The organism is Aerophototrophica crusticola (genome assembly GCF_012913305.1).
Lineage (GTDB): Bacteria > Pseudomonadota > Alphaproteobacteria > Azospirillales > Azospirillaceae > Niveispirillum > Niveispirillum crusticola.
Genome location: NZ_CP051775.1, coordinates 2,785,431 through 2,798,627, shown reverse-complemented (window position 1 = coordinate 2,798,627; position 13,197 = coordinate 2,785,431). Strand labels below are relative to the sequence as shown.

Annotated in this window: 12 protein-coding genes and 1 pseudogene; 7 read left to right on the top strand and 6 right to left on the bottom strand. The window is 66.6% G+C overall.

Annotated elements, in window-relative coordinates; genetic code table 11:
• Positions 1–25: 25 nt before the first annotated feature.
• Together dgcA and dgcN are read right to left on the bottom strand one after the other, a co-directional pair.
• Positions 26–1,030, bottom strand: coding sequence for an N-acetyl-D-Glu racemase DgcA (dgcA, locus tag HHL28_RS13685; protein ID WP_075773182.1), 1,005 nt, complete (start codon positions 1,028–1,030; stop codon positions 26–28).
• Entirely contained in the window at positions 1,017–2,039 is a 1,023-nt protein-coding gene (gene dgcN, locus HHL28_RS13680; RefSeq protein ID WP_075773183.1) for an N-acetyltransferase DgcN, read from the bottom strand. The genes dgcA and dgcN overlap by 14 nt, the downstream gene beginning before the upstream one ends.
• A 233-nt stretch (positions 2,040–2,272) precedes the next feature.
• Between dgcN and HHL28_RS13675 the strand changes: the two genes are divergently transcribed.
• Together HHL28_RS13675 and HHL28_RS13670 are read left to right on the top strand one after the other, a co-directional pair.
• Positions 2,273–3,013 carry a hypothetical protein gene (locus HHL28_RS13675; protein ID WP_075773184.1) on the top strand — a complete coding sequence of 247 codons (741 nt, stop codon included), beginning with the start codon at positions 2,273–2,275 and terminating at the stop codon, positions 3,011–3,013.
• Positions 3,014–3,090: 77 nt separating this feature from the next.
• Positions 3,091–3,873 carry a hypothetical protein gene (locus tag HHL28_RS13670; protein WP_075773185.1) on the top strand — a complete coding sequence of 261 codons (783 nt, stop codon included), beginning with the start codon at positions 3,091–3,093 and terminating at the stop codon, positions 3,871–3,873.
• A gap of 381 nt (positions 3,874–4,254) precedes the next feature.
• On the opposite strand, the gene HHL28_RS18770 is transcribed toward HHL28_RS13670, so the two are convergent.
• Positions 4,255–4,437: an ASPIC/UnbV domain-containing protein gene (locus HHL28_RS18770; RefSeq protein WP_404325774.1), complete on the bottom strand. Its 183-nt coding sequence runs from the start codon at positions 4,435–4,437 to the stop codon at positions 4,255–4,257.
• 353 nt (positions 4,438–4,790) lie between these two features.
• Positions 4,791–5,600: pseudogene (locus HHL28_RS18765) on the bottom strand (FG-GAP repeat domain-containing protein); the annotation flags it as partial.
• Positions 5,601–6,196: 596 nt separating this feature from the next.
• Between HHL28_RS18765 and HHL28_RS13660 the strand changes: the two are divergent.
• Both HHL28_RS13660 and HHL28_RS13655 read left to right on the top strand, forming a co-directional pair.
• The gene (locus HHL28_RS13660) at positions 6,197–8,047 is read left to right on the top strand and encodes a ribonucleoside-diphosphate reductase subunit alpha (protein ID WP_169655289.1); all 1,851 of its coding nucleotides are present in this window, start codon (positions 6,197–6,199) and stop codon (positions 8,045–8,047) included.
• Between the two features lie 19 nt (positions 8,048–8,066).
• A complete protein-coding gene (locus tag HHL28_RS13655) occupies positions 8,067–9,560 on the top strand; it encodes a hypothetical protein (RefSeq protein WP_169655286.1) in 1,494 nt (497 codons plus the stop codon).
• 30 nt (positions 9,561–9,590) lie between these two features.
• Here the strand turns inward: HHL28_RS13655 and HHL28_RS13650 are convergent, their stop codons facing one another.
• Entirely contained in the window at positions 9,591–9,857 is a 267-nt protein-coding gene (locus HHL28_RS13650; RefSeq protein ID WP_169655284.1) for a hypothetical protein, read from the bottom strand.
• Positions 9,858–9,971: 114 nt separating this feature from the next.
• On the opposite strand from HHL28_RS13650, the gene HHL28_RS13645 reads away from it, so the two are divergent.
• From HHL28_RS13645 to HHL28_RS13635, 3 genes are all read left to right on the top strand, one after another.
• Positions 9,972–10,241: a helix-turn-helix domain-containing protein gene (locus tag HHL28_RS13645; protein ID WP_404325772.1), complete on the top strand. Its 270-nt coding sequence runs from the start codon at positions 9,972–9,974 to the stop codon at positions 10,239–10,241.
• 183 nt (positions 10,242–10,424) lie between these two features.
• Positions 10,425–10,679, top strand: a complete 255-nt coding sequence (locus tag HHL28_RS13640; RefSeq protein ID WP_075772425.1) for a hypothetical protein — start codon at positions 10,425–10,427, stop codon at positions 10,677–10,679.
• A 5-nt stretch (positions 10,680–10,684) separates the two neighbouring features.
• A complete protein-coding gene (locus tag HHL28_RS13635) occupies positions 10,685–11,089 on the top strand; it encodes a type II toxin-antitoxin system VapC family toxin (protein WP_404326931.1) in 405 nt (134 codons plus the stop codon).
• Positions 11,090–11,378: 289 nt separating this feature from the next.
• On the opposite strand, the gene HHL28_RS13630 is transcribed toward HHL28_RS13635, so the two are convergent.
• Positions 11,379–13,178, bottom strand: coding sequence for an acyl-CoA dehydrogenase (locus HHL28_RS13630; protein WP_075772423.1), 1,800 nt, complete (start codon positions 13,176–13,178; stop codon positions 11,379–11,381).
• Positions 13,179–13,197 lie beyond the last annotated feature (19 nt).

Below are 13,197 nucleotides of genomic sequence, written 5' to 3'. Positions count from 1 at the left end.
CTCCCCAGGGAGAAGGAACGCAACGTCACCCCCAGACCTCTGGCCCCGGCGGGTACAGGGTCGTGCCCTCGAACCGCAGGCCCGGCTCCCGGTCCTTTGCCAGCAGCAGCGGCCCGTCCAGGTCCACGTACCGCGCCCCTTGCGCCACGTACACGGCGGGCGCCATGGCCAGGGACGTGGCCACCATGCAGCCCACCATCACCTCCAGCCCCGCCGCCTCCGCCGCCCGGCGCATGGCCAGGGCCTCGGTCAGGCCGCCGGTCTTGTCCAGCTTGATGTTCACCACCTGGTACTTGCCCCGCAGCCGCTCCAGGCTGTCCAGCCCATGGGCGCTCTCATCCGCCCCCAGGGGCAGGGGGCTGCGGAAGCCCAGCAGGGCGTCGTCGTCCGCCGCCGGCAAGGGCTGCTCGATCATCTCCACGCCCAAATCGGCCAGTTTGCCGGGCAGCACCTTCAGGTCGTCCAGCGACCAACCCTCGTTGGCATCCACCACCAGCCGGCTGTTGGGCGCATGGGTCCGCACTGCGGCGACCCGCTCCAGGTCCAGCCCATCCCCCGCCAGCTTCAACTTCAGCAGCGGCTTGTCGGCGCTGCCCGCCGCGGCCACCGCCATGGCCTCCGGCGTGTCGATGCTCAGGGTGAAGGCGGTGCTCAGCGGCCCCGGCGGGGCGGCCAGCTCCGCGTTCTCCCACACCGGCACCCCGGTCAGCTTGGCCTCCAGGTCCCAGAAGGCGCAGTCCAGGGCGTTGCGGGCGGCCCCCGCCTTCATGATGGATTGCAGCCCCGCCCGGTCCAGCCCGGCCGATACCTCCGCCGCCAGGGCCTGGATGTCGGCCGCCACCTGCTCCACCGTCTCGCCATAGCGGGCATAGGGCACGCACTCCCCCCGTCCCACCACGCCGTCATCGTCGATCTCCGCCACCACCACCGCGGCTTGCGTCTTGGCGCCGCGGCTGATGCGGAAGGTGCCGCGGATGGGGAAGCTCTCCACCCGGACCCGCAGGATGCGTTTCGCCTCAAGCGAGGGCATGGGCCTCGATCTCCTCCAACTGGTCCACCAGGGGGCCGACGCCCGTGCGCAACGGGTCAACCGCCGGCAGGCCGAACCGCTCCTCCAACTCCAGCAGCACCCGCTGGGCGTTGTCCTCCGACAAGGCCGAGGTGTTCAGGGAGAAGCCCACCACCTTGGCCCGCGGGTTGGTCAGGCGGGCCGCCGCCTCATGCGCCGCGATGCAGTCCGCCAGGTGCGGCAGGGGCCGGTGGGGCAGGCCGCGCATGTGGGGCCGGGTGGGCTCATGGCACATGACCAGCGCGTCCGGCTGGCTGCCATGGACCAGGGCCAGGGTCACGCCGCCATAGCTGGGGTGCAGCACGCTGGCCTGGCCCTCCACCACGTCCCAATGGTTGGGCGCGTTGGCGGGGCAGAGCTGCTCCACCGCCCCCGCCACGAAGTCGCTGACCACCGCGTCCACCGACACGCCCGACCCGGCGATCAGGATGCCGGTCTGGCCCGTGGCCCGGAACGTCGCCCGCATGCCGCGGGCCTGCATCTCCCGCTCCAGGGCCAGGGCCGTGTACATCTTGCCGATGGAACAGTCGGTGCCCACCGCCAGCACCCGCAGGCCCGGCCGCTTCTCCCCCGTCCCGATGGGGAAGGTCCCGGTGGGATGGCGCACGTCATGCACCTGCCGGCCCAGGCTGGCGGCCAGCCCGGCCAGGGCGGGGATGTCCGCCAGCTTCTGGTGCAGGCCGCTGGCCAGGTCCAGCCCCGCCTCCAGCGCCTGGATCAGCAGGGGAACCCAGGCCTCGTTCAGGTTGCCGCCCCGGTTGGCCGCCCCCACCACCAGCGTCCGCACGCCGGCGGCCCGCGCCTCCGCGATCCCCATGTCGGGCAGGCCCAGGTCGGCGTTGCAGCCGGGCAGGCGCATCTGGCCCAGGCAGTTTTCCGGCCGCCACTGGGCGATGCCGGCGGCGGTCTTGGCGGCAAGGGGGTCGGCCGCGTCGCCCAGGAACAGCAGGTAGGGGGTCTCGATCCGCATGGGGCACGGGCCTCCGCTCGGGGTCGCCGGGACCCCCATCCTAGCCCCATCCGGCGGTCGGCGCGCAAGCCTGGGCTCGCGGTTCCCCAGGCGCCCCCGGCCCGCGGGCCGGGGATCGGCGGCCCCGGTCGGTGGGCCATGCCGATGGGATGCCCCCCATTCGGGGATGGTTCGGAAGGGGGCGGGGGTTACATCGGAGGGAAAGCCCCAGAAATGAACGACGGAGCCTCCGCATGTCGTCCCGCGCCCGTTTGGCCGCCCTCCTGCTCGCCCCCTTGCTGGCCTCGGCCCCAGCCCTGGCCCAGACGGCCAAGACGCCGGAGGTCGGCGCCATCGGCTTCGGCATCGCCGTGGGGCCGGAGTTCGGCGTGGGCGGGGAATTCCACGGCGGCGGCACCGCCGGCATCGCGCGTATCGGCTCCCGCACCTGGACCAGCACCCACGAGTATTTCCTGGGGCTGGAGGGGGAGGTGACCTATGGCCTGTCCGACCTGTCGGAGCTGGCCCTGACCTTGGGCTACACCCGGTCGGAGGCCGAGTCCCTGGGCGTGGGTGAGCTGGCGGGCGTGCCCCTGCGCGCCAAGTTCGATGATTACGAGGCCTGGACCGCGCGCCTGTCCTATCGCCAGTACTTCCAGGTCAGCCCCGGCTTCTATCCCTATGTGGGCGTCACGGCGGGCGTGCGCCGGGTGGGCGCCATGGACGCGGAATTCCGCTCCGGCGGCTTCGCCCAGCTCACCCTGCCGGCGGAGCTGGGCTCCGACTTCTACAAGTCCAGCTGGGTGCCCACCGGCGGCCTGACCTTCGGCTGGCGCAGCCCCTATGCCGGGGTGGTGCTGGGGCTTGAGACGGGCATCTTCTATGATGGCGAGCTTCGCGACGACGACAGCACCCTGGCCGCCCTGGGCCTGAACAGCATCAACGACGAGGGCGGGCGCTGGTACATCCCGGTGAAGCTCAGCGTGAACTTCTGACCCATCCTTCCCATGGCGTTCGCCCGCCCGTCCCCCTATCTCTAGCCTGCCGACGGGACAAGGGGAGCAAGGTAAGCATGATCGCGGGCGCGGTGCGGGAGGCCTTGGCGGCCTATCTCCTGATGTTGTCGGACCCCGGCCGGGTGCTGCGGTTCGCCGGGGCGCCGGCCCTGGTCTTCGTCGTCTTCGGGCTGGTGCAGCTCACCGCCGGGCCGGGGTCGGGCACCCTGTTCATGCTGCTGTCCGTGGTGGCCCTGGTCTGGGTCCAGGGGCTGTGGGTGGTGCGCTGGCAGCGTTTCATGCTGCTGGGGGAGGACACGGCGAAGTTCTGGGACATGCCGGCGGAAACGCGCGTCTGGAAGATGGGCGGCCGGGTGCTGCTGATGTTCATGGCCGCGGGTCTGCTGGCCCTCATCGCGGCCTCGCTGCTGGTGGGCCTGTTCCTCACCGCCTCCCCGCCGGGGGAGGGGGAGGGGCCGAGCGTGGCCGCCGTGCTGCTGGCCCTGGTGCCGGTGGTGGGCATCGTCATGTGGCTGGTGTCGCGCCTGGGCCCGGGCCTGACCGGCGTCTCCGTGGACCGCCCGGCCCTGCTGGGGCAGAGCTGGCGGGCCACCTCGGCCATGGGGGGCCTGCCCGCCTTCGTGGCCTTCGCCCTGGTGAACCTGCCGCTGCAAATCATCCCCGGCCTGCTGATCTTCGCCAGCCTGGCCACGGACAACCCGCTGCTGGCGCTGCTGACCCAGCTCAGCCTCGCCGTGGTCCAGCCCTTGATGGCCGCCCTGATGGCCATCCTCTGGGCCCGCATCTGGTCCGCCGCCATCGACCAGCCCCTGCCAAGGCGGGTGGACCTGGAGGCGTGAGGCGCCATGGCTGGCGGTGTTGATGGATTCGGACACGGATGAACGGGATTGACGCCGGATCGTCCCGGATGGGGCCTGCTTCGGGGCCGTGGCTGCCATCAACACTCACGGACACCCACAATCACACGCACGAACACCCACAAAGAATTGAATGCGGCTTCGCCGCGGCGACAAAAGCGCCGCAGGCATCCAACTCTTTGCGCGTTGCCCAGCCCTCAGCCTGAAGTGCCGTGAATGTTCGTGTGTGTCCTTGTGCGTGTCCGTGAATGTTGACGGCACTCCGCCCGCCAAATCGCCCCATCCGGGACGATCCGTCCCTCATCCGCGTACATCCGTGCCCGAGTCCTTCCGCAACACCGCCAGACAGCCACGCCCGCCGCCTCACCCCGGCTGCCTCACCACCAGCGTCTGGCAAGGCTTCGGCCCTTCCACCACGGCCACGGTCCCGTCGGGCCAGCGGACTTCCACCTTCTCCACCTTGCGCTCGTGTCCCAAGCCGAAATGGGCCACCGGCTCCATCTGGCAGAGGTGGCCGGAGCCGCCGCAGATGGCGCGGCCCTGCACCCGGCCCCCCGCCCACAGCCGCACCTCCGCCCCCGGGCAGGCGCCCCGGCGCGGGTCAGGGGCCGCACCCGCAGCCAGTGGTGGCCCCGCGGTTCCGCCAGGAACAGGGCCAGCGGCTGGGCCTCCGTGTCGCCATGGGCCAGCAGCAGCTCCAGCTGCCCGTCCCCGTCCAGGTCCATCACGGCGGCGCCGGTGGCGGCCCCGTCGGGCAGGGCGGCGTCGCCGATGTCGATCTCCTGCCAGCGGTCCTCCCGCCAGGCGAACAGGCGGTTCTCCTCCCCGTGGCAGTGCAGGAAGATCTCCTCGAACCCGTCATTGTCGAAGTCGGCGACGATCACCGTCCGCACCGCCGCGGGCAGGGAGACATCCGCCGGCGCCACCTCGGCGAAGCTGCCGCCGGCCCGCTGCTGCCACAGCCTCAACGGCCCGTCTGCATTGCCCACCGCCAGGTCGGCCAGCCCGTCCCCGTCCAGGCGCGCGGCGGCAAGGCTGTCCTGCCGCGGGTCGGCCAGGTCCCAGTCCTCCCCCACCTCCTCGAAGGTGCCGTCGCCCAGGTTGCGGTACAGCAGGTTCGGCCCGCCCTCCATCCCGACGAAGATGTCCGGCTGCTCCCCCAGCAGCGGCGCGGCCAGCAGGCAGCCCACCGCCCCCTCCGCGTCCAGCCCGGCCTCCTCCGCCACGTCGGCCAGCTTCCCGTCGCGGCCCAGCTCCAGCAGGCGCAGCGGCTCACCCTCCGCCGCCACCAGGAAGCCGTAGCGACCGGTGCCCGACCGGTCCAGCACGCCCGCGCATCGCCCCGGCCCCGCCGCCGGGGCCAGGTCCGAGTCGGGCAGGGACAGCAGGTCCACCCAGCGCTTGCCGAACCCGGCGAACAGCCGGTCCGGCTGCCGCCGGGCGCCGCCGTTCAGCACATAGGCCTCTTCCCGCCCGTCCCCGTCCAGGTCGGCGCAGAGCACGGCCAGCGCCTTGCCCCGCTCGTCCGCCAGGGCAGGGTCGGCAGCGTCCACCAGCGCCTGCCCGTCCCATTTCAGCACCCGGTTGGGGCCGGCGAACCCGGCCACGACGATCTCGTCCTGCCCGTCCCCGTCCAGGTCCGCCACGCTGACCCCGCCATGCAGGGCCGCCGGGTTGCGCGTGATCAGGTTGGAGCACCGGATGAACATCACCGTCCCTCACCGCTGCGAGGCGGAGAGGATAGCGCGGGACCCCACCGTGGCGGAAGGACTCGGGCACGGATGAACGGGATGGATAACGGATCGTCCCGGATGGAGCCTGCCACGCGGCGGGCAGTGCGGGAAACACGCACGAACACACACACGGACACGCACAAGCGCTTTATCCCCCACCCACTACATCTAGTCCCAGGAGATCCGGCCGCCTGCGGCGCTCCCCCAACGCGGCGAAGCCGCATTCCTTCTTTTTGTGCGTGTTCGTGCGTGTGTTCGTGTGTGTCCGTGAATGTCCTTTTCCCCAATCCACCGGCCCCATCCCACCCGAAGCATCCCCCAGGCCATCCCCGTGCATCCGGCCTTCATCCCGTTCATCCGTGCCCGAATCCTTCCGCCCCGCCCGCCATGGGCCCCCGCAAACCCCCTATCACCCCGAGGCACCCCTAATGGACATAGGGCACAAAAAGCCGCTTGTGGCTGTTCCCGCATCTGGTACGATCCGCCGCCGCCGCCGCTAGATATTGGGCCGACACCCAACTTATCCACAGAAGCGGCTTGGTTCAGGGCCTGGGGAAAACGGGGATAATCCGATGCGTGACGGCGAAGTGCATGAGTGGACGCCGCAGGGTGGCGACGTGTTCGGCCAGGTCCAGTACGCCAAGAAGCCGGCGGTGGTTGTGGACCATTCCCGGGATGAGTTGCTGACCGCCTTCGGCAAGGAGACGCTGAAGGACCGGTACCTCATGCCGGGCGAGTCCTACCAGGACCTGTTCGCCCGCGTGGCCAGCTATTACGCCGACGACCAGGCCCACGCCCAGCGCCTGTACGACTATATCTCGCGCCTGTGGTTCATGCCGGCCACCCCCGTCCTGTCCAATGGCGGGACCGAGCGTGGCCTGCCCATCTCCTGCTTCCTGAATGAGGCCAGCGACTCGCTGGAGGGCATCGTCGGCCTGTGGAATGAGAATGTGTGGCTGGCGGCCAAGGGCGGCGGCATCGGCTCCTACTGGGGCAACCTCCGCTCCATCGGCGAAAAGGTGAAGGGCAACGGCAAGACGTCCGGCGTCATCCCCTTCATCCGCGTCATGGATTCGCTGACCCTCGCCATCAGCCAGGGGTCCCTCCGCCGCGGCTCCGCCGCCTGCTACCTCCCCGTCTCGCATCCTGAGATCGAGGAGTTCATCGAGATGCGCCGCCCCACTGGCGGCGACCCGAACCGCAAGGCCCTGAACCTGCACCACGGCGTGGTCATCCCCGACGCCTTCATGCGCGCCGTGGAGGCGGATGAGGACTGGAAGCTGACCAGCCCCAAGGACGGCGCCACCATCCGCATGGTGAAGGCGCGCGACCTGTGGATTCGCATCCTGACCGCGCGGGTGGAGACGGGGGAGCCCTACCTGCTGTTCATCGATCACGTGAACAAGGCCGTGCCGGAGCACCACAAGCTGGCCGGCCTGAACGTGAAGATGTCCAACCTGTGCAGTGAGATCACGCTGCCCACGGGCCTGGACCCCTGGGGCCAGCAGCGCACCGCCGTCTGCTGCCTGTCCAGCCTGAACCTGGAATATTTCCTGGAGTGGCAGGACCACCCCACCTTCATCGAGGACACGCTGCGTTTCCTCGACAACGTGATGACCGACTTCATCGCCAAGGCGCCGGACGACATGGCCCGCGCCCGCTACAGCGCCATGCGGGAACGCTCGGTGGGCCTGGGCGTCATGGGCTTCCACAGCTTCCTGCAAAGCCAGATGCTCCCCATCGAGGGGGTGATGGCCAAGGTCTGGAACAAGCGCATGTTCGCCCACATCAAGCGCCAGGCCGACGCCGCTTCCGTCAAGCTGGCCCATGAGCGCGGGCCCTGCCCCGACGCGGCGGAATACGGCGTGATGGAGCGGTTCAGCAACAAGCTGGCCATCGCCCCCACCGCCAGCATCTCCATCATCACCGGCGGTGCGTCGCCCGGCATCGAGCCCAACGCCGCCAACGCCTACACCCACAAGACCCTGTCCGGCTCCTGGTCCGTGCGGAACAAGCACCTGGAGGCGGTGCTGGACAAGTACGGCCGCAACGACGAAGACACCTGGTCCGACATCACCCTGACCGGCGGGTCCGTCCAGCACCTGGACTTCCTGTCCCAGGATGAGAAGGACGTGTTCAAGACCGCGTTCGAGCTGGACCAGCGCTGGCTGATCGAACACGCCGCCGACCGCACCCCCTTCGTCTGCCAGTCCCAGAGCCTGAACATCTTCCTGCCGGCGGACGTCCACAAGCGCGACCTGCACCAGATCCACTTCCAGGCCTGGAAGCGCGGCGTCAAGAGCCTCTACTACCTCCGCAGCCTCTCCGTGCAGCGCGCGGAGAGCCGCCAGACCCAGGAAAAGGCCGTGCTGGAGGCGCCGAAGGAGGCGAACAAGTACGAGGAGTGCTTGGCCTGTCAGTGAGTTTTGGAGAGCGGATTCTATGGTTGACAAGCTTTGGAAGAATTCTGAAACCGTTGCTGCAAATGCCCGGGAATCCGCTCTTCGCCTTCTGGAGTTATTGGGCCGGCTGGGGGAAACCTGTGCGATTACTCAGCAAACATTTGTGCGGTCATTTTCTGATATTTGCCGCCGTGCCATTCTTGCATCAGAAACAGTTCGGAGTGTTGCAAAAGGCGAGTCGAGGGCTTATCTGCTCATTCCATACAGCCAGGTAAAAGCGTTAAATTCACATTTTAGCGAAGTAAATAATAATTTGAAAGCTGCATTGAATAGTTTCAATTCAGCAATGCAAGCTGGACAGCCTGTTCGGTATGAGCCATCTAATCAGCATCTGTATTCTTCAAATGGCAATGCATATAATTTTGGAGAGTCGCTGAGGCAAGTTGAGCAGAATATTGATAACCTATTTGCGGCATTGGCTCCAGTTCTGGTCATATCTCGGCCAAAATCTGTTGCCGATTTTTCGGATGCTCTCGACAAAATTTCAAAAAACGTGGAGATGTCGGCGACTGCAGCGCGGGTCGCAAATGAGAAATCGTCAGAAGTCGCCGCGCATATTGCTGAGCTTGAGACCCTCAGGTCACGCAATTTAGCTTTAGCTGAAGAATTGAAGCTGCTGCATGAACAATGCGATCTATACAAACGACAAATAGATGATCTAGCTGGAAAGTCTAACGCTCAGTTCTCTAAGCTAGAAAACATCATTGAAAGAGCAATTGTCCTTGATGCCGATGCAAAAGCTTTGCATGAGCGCATGGTTGGATTCGACCGGAAGCTATCGAGCCGCGAGAAGGAAATTGAGTCCGGTCGAAAGACCATTGCTGAGGTATCGCAGATATTGAAAGCTACAGGCAAAGAAGCAGAAAATCTGGTGGTTCAGGCTAAAGAAGTTTTAGGAACGGCAACGGCAGCTGGCCTATCGGAGTCTTTTATCAAGGAGAAGGCGAGCCTTGATGAGAAGCTTGGAAGACTCAGGAAGTCTATTTATGTTTCCATAGGTTTCTTATTTCTGAGTGTACTCATTGCCACCAATTCTTTGCCTTTTCTGAAAGAAGTTATTTCATTGCCAAGCGTAGGTTCGGCAACCGGTGAAACTAACGAAGTTCTGAAGTTTATTTCTGGGATGGCAATCAGGATTGCCATAATGTTTCCATCTTTAGTGCTGACAGCATTCAACATCAACCAGTATCGTCAGAATTTTCTCCTTCGAGAGCAATACGCATATAAATACACAGTAGCCGCTTCAATAGATGGATTTAGAAAGCAAGCCCCCAACCATGACCAAGCAATGGCAGCAGCCGCATTTGAGGAATTGCTATTTAATCCTATTACGGCATTGAAGTCTATCCCGCAAAGGCAGAACACCTATATTTCGGAAATAATAGCGCCCATTACAGCCGCAGCTAAAGCAGCAATGAAGAAGCGATCTGATGAAACTGAAAGCTCCGAACAGGAGAACAATAAGGCTGCATAAACTCTCAAGAAATCTCTTGATTGCATGACTTTACCCCGCCAACGCACTCTCCAGCAGCAGGTAATCCGTAACCGCCGGGGCGTTGTCTGGGGGGAGGTCGCGGCGGAGGCGGGTCAGGAGGGTTTGGAGCTTGGCGGCGCTGTCGGCGGGGGACAGGGCTGGTTCGCGGGCGAGCCACAGGGTGGTGCGTTCCAGCTCCGCGGACAGGCGGTTGGACTCGTCGTCGCCGGCCGTCTGCATCCGGCGCTCGATCTCCTCCAGCTTGGCCCGGGCGGCGGCGATGGCAGGGCTGATCATGGCAAGGCGCCTCCGGTCCCGCCGGGCTTTGCCGCGGCGGGGCATCTTGGGTAGGGTGGGGGTGGGGCGGGGTTCTCCGCCAACTATTGTGATATGATCACAAGAAGGTTCCTGGTGTCAAGGCCCGCCACCCAATCCGGTCCCCGCTATTCCCTCTCCCCCGCCCAGTGCCGCGCCGCCCGCGCCCTGCTGGCCTGGACGCTGGACGAGCTGGCCGACCGTTCCAAGGTCTCCAAGAACACCCTGAACAACCTCGAGACCGGCAAGACCCTCCCCCAAGCCTCCACCATCGACGCCCTGCGCGCCTGCTTCGAGGCCGCCGGCATTGAGTTCATCACCGAACCCGGCCGCGAAGGTGCCGTGCGCCGCACCGGGCAGGACTGACCCTCCCCTCTCCCTGGGGAGAGGGGACGGGGGCGCCACCATGCAAGGAAACGCACCCCTCCGTGTCCTCTGCGGCCATCTGCGTCCTCTGCGTTCAAATACTCCCCTTACGCCTCAATCCAGGCATAGGACTTCCCGTCGCGCTCCGCCGCGCCTATCATCTGAAGCCGGAAGGGGACAGCCATGGACACCATCCTGCCCATCGAGCAGATACCCGACGCCGCGCGCTCCCTGGTCCGCCGCGTCGCCAGCGGGGAAACCGTCGTCGTCACCGAGGCGGGCGCGCCTCTGGTCGAACTGCGCCCGGCCGCCGCGGAGCGGCGTGTCGTCTCGCGGGAAGAGGTTGACGCCATCCAGGCGGAGGTCCGCCGCATCCGTGCCGGACTGTCCCTCCGCGGTCTGTCCATCAAGGACTTGATTAACGAGGGCCGGCGTTGAGCGTCGTGATCGATGCGTCGGTCACGTTGGCGTGGCTGTTCCCGGAGGAGAAGGACGACGCCATCGACACCCTATGGGACCGGATCATAACGGAAGGGGCCGTCGCCCCGGCCCTGTGGTCGCTGGAAGTCACGAATGCACTTCTGATGGCGGAGCGTCGCCGCCGGGTCACGGCCGACGAGGTGGCAGGATTCATCAGCCAGCTTGGCAGGGTGGACGTCACCTTGGTTGCCCCTCCGCTGCCTGCCGACACTCATCTTATCGTCATGTTGGCGCGCGCTCATCGGCTGACGATCTATGATGCCGCTTATCTGGCCCTGGCGCATAGTCGGGACTTGCCCCTCGCCAGCCTGGACGCGGAACTCATTGCCGCGGCCAAGGCCATCAGAGTCCCCGTGCTCCCGGCCTGACGCCCCCTGAGCTTGCCCCGCCTGGACAAAAATCCTATCCCATGCCACACTCCACCCCAGTGCCCCCACGGGCGCCGGGTCTTGGTCATCGTGCAGCATCGTCCGCCGTCAGCGGCCCCTTCATGCCCGACCGGGCGCGCTTAAGGAGACAAAGGTGACGTGGTGCCGACCCCGTCTCGTTAGTCTCCTTAAGGCGTAAGTCCCAGCATTCCCAGGCACTTGGAAGGTGACGCGTGTCACCTTAAGCGTCACCTTTGGTCACCTTAAGGTCTCGTTACGTCACCCAGCGTCACAGCCACGCCGCCGGCGTTTCCAGCGTGGTGGTGTCCAGGCTTTGCAGCAGCTTGGCCTGCGCCCGGATCTTGGGCAGTTCCCAGGCGTGGAAGTACCGGCAGGCCGCCAGCTTGCCGTTCAGATGGTCCGGGTCGCCGCGGCCCTCGGCCAGGGCCTTGCTCGCCGCCAGGGCCAGCCGCAGCCAGGTCCAGGCCAGCACCGTGTGGCCCACCAGCTCCAGATAGGCCACGGCGTTGGCCAGCGCGGGGGCCGCCTGGCCCCCGGCCATGGCCTTGCCAAGGGTGGCCGTCGTCTCCCCCACCAGGGCCAGGGCCTTGCCCAGCTCCGCCGCATAGCCCGCCAGGGCAGGCACCTCGGCCGCGGCCTTGATGGTGCCCTGGACCTCCTGCCCCAGCAGGGCCAGGGCGGCGCCGTCCTGCATGAAGGCCTTGCGGCCCAGCAGGTCCAGGGCCTGGATACCGTAGGTACCCTCGTGGATCGGGTTCAGGCGATTGTCCCGGTAATACTGCTCCACCGGGTAGTCGCGGGTGTAGCCGTAGCCGCCCAGGATCTGGATGGCCCACTTGTTGGCCTCCAGGCAGTGTTCCGAGGGCCAGGACTTGGCAATGGGGGTCAGCACCTCCAGCAGCAGGGCGGCCCGCTTCCGGGCCTCGGGCTCCTCGGCGGTCTTCTCCTCATCCACCAGCCGAGCGCACAGCAGGCACAGGGCCAGCGCCCCCTCCGACGCCGCCTTCTGTTGCAGCAGCATGCGCTTCACGTCCGGGTGCTCGATGATGGGCACCATGGGGCTCGCCGGGTCCTTGGCGTGGGCCGGCCGCCCCTGGGGCCGGGTCTTGGCGTATTCCAGGCTGTAGCGGTAGCCGGCATAGCCCAGCGCCGCCGCCCCCAGGCCCACACCGATCCGCGCCTCGTTCATCATCTGGAACATGTAGGACAGGCCCTTGTGCGGCTCCCCCAACAGGAAGCCCTGGCACCGCCCCTCCTCGCCAAAGGCCAGGATGGTGCTGGTGGTGCCGCGATAGCCCATCTTGTGCAGCAGGCTGACCAGCCGCACGTCGTTGTGGTCACCTAAGCTCCCGTCCTCGTTCACCCGGTAGCGGGGCACGATGAACAGGCTGATGCCCTTCACGCCCACCGGCCCGCCCTTGATCTTGGCCAGCACCATGTGGACGATATTCTCGGACAGCTCATGCTCCCCGGCGCTGATCCACTGCTTGGTGCCGGTGATGCTGTAGGACCCGTCCTCGTTGGGGACGGCCAGGGTGCGGATGTCGGCCAGGGAACTGCCCGCCTGCGGCTCCGACAGGGCCATGGTGCCGAAGAAGCGGCCCGTCAGCATATGGGCCATGTAGCGCTGCTTCTGCGCCTCGGTCCCGAAGCTGTCGATCAGGTTGGCGGCGCCGATGGTCAGGAACGGATAGGCCGCCGTGGCGATGTTGGCGGTCTGGAAGAAGCTGAACGCCGCCTGCACCACGGTCCAGGGCAGCTGCAACCCGCCCCGTTCCTCATCATGGTGGGCGGCCAGGAACCCGGCCTCGGCGAAGGCGTCCACCGCCTGCTTCACCTGCGGGATCATCACCACCTTGCCGGTGCCGCCCTCCCGGTCCGGTTCGTGCTTGTCGGCCTCGTGGTAGTGGGGGCCGAACTTCTCATCCGCCAGCTTGGCCGCCGTCTCCAGCACCTGGTCGATGGCGCCGCGGTCCAGGTGGGCGAAGCGCGGCCGGTCCAGCAGGCCGGGCACCTCCAGCACCTCGTCCAGCAGGAAAGCGATCTCGCGCGGGTCCATGCGGCTCATCGACGGTTCCTCCCCGGTG

Excerpts from the sequence above, each read along its gene's own strand:
- dgcA (WP_075773182.1), bottom strand. The coding sequence starts at position 1,030 with ATGCCCTCGCTTGAGGCGAAACGCATCCTGCGGGTCCGGGTGGAGAGC.
- dgcN (WP_075773183.1), bottom strand. The coding sequence starts at position 2,039 with ATGCGGATCGAGACCCCCTACCTGCTGTTCCTGGGCGACGCGGCCGAC.
- HHL28_RS13675 (WP_075773184.1), top strand. The coding sequence starts at position 2,273 with ATGTCGTCCCGCGCCCGTTTGGCCGCCCTCCTGCTCGCCCCCTTGCTG.
- HHL28_RS13670 (WP_075773185.1), top strand. The coding sequence starts at position 3,091 with ATGATCGCGGGCGCGGTGCGGGAGGCCTTGGCGGCCTATCTCCTGATG.
- HHL28_RS13660 (WP_169655289.1), top strand. The coding sequence starts at position 6,197 with ATGCGTGACGGCGAAGTGCATGAGTGGACGCCGCAGGGTGGCGACGTG.
- HHL28_RS13655 (WP_169655286.1), top strand. The coding sequence starts at position 8,067 with ATGGTTGACAAGCTTTGGAAGAATTCTGAAACCGTTGCTGCAAATGCC.
- HHL28_RS13650 (WP_169655284.1), bottom strand. The coding sequence starts at position 9,857 with ATGATCAGCCCTGCCATCGCCGCCGCCCGGGCCAAGCTGGAGGAGATC.
- HHL28_RS13640 (WP_075772425.1), top strand. The coding sequence starts at position 10,425 with ATGGACACCATCCTGCCCATCGAGCAGATACCCGACGCCGCGCGCTCC.
- HHL28_RS13630 (WP_075772423.1), bottom strand. The coding sequence starts at position 13,178 with ATGAGCCGCATGGACCCGCGCGAGATCGCTTTCCTGCTGGACGAGGTG.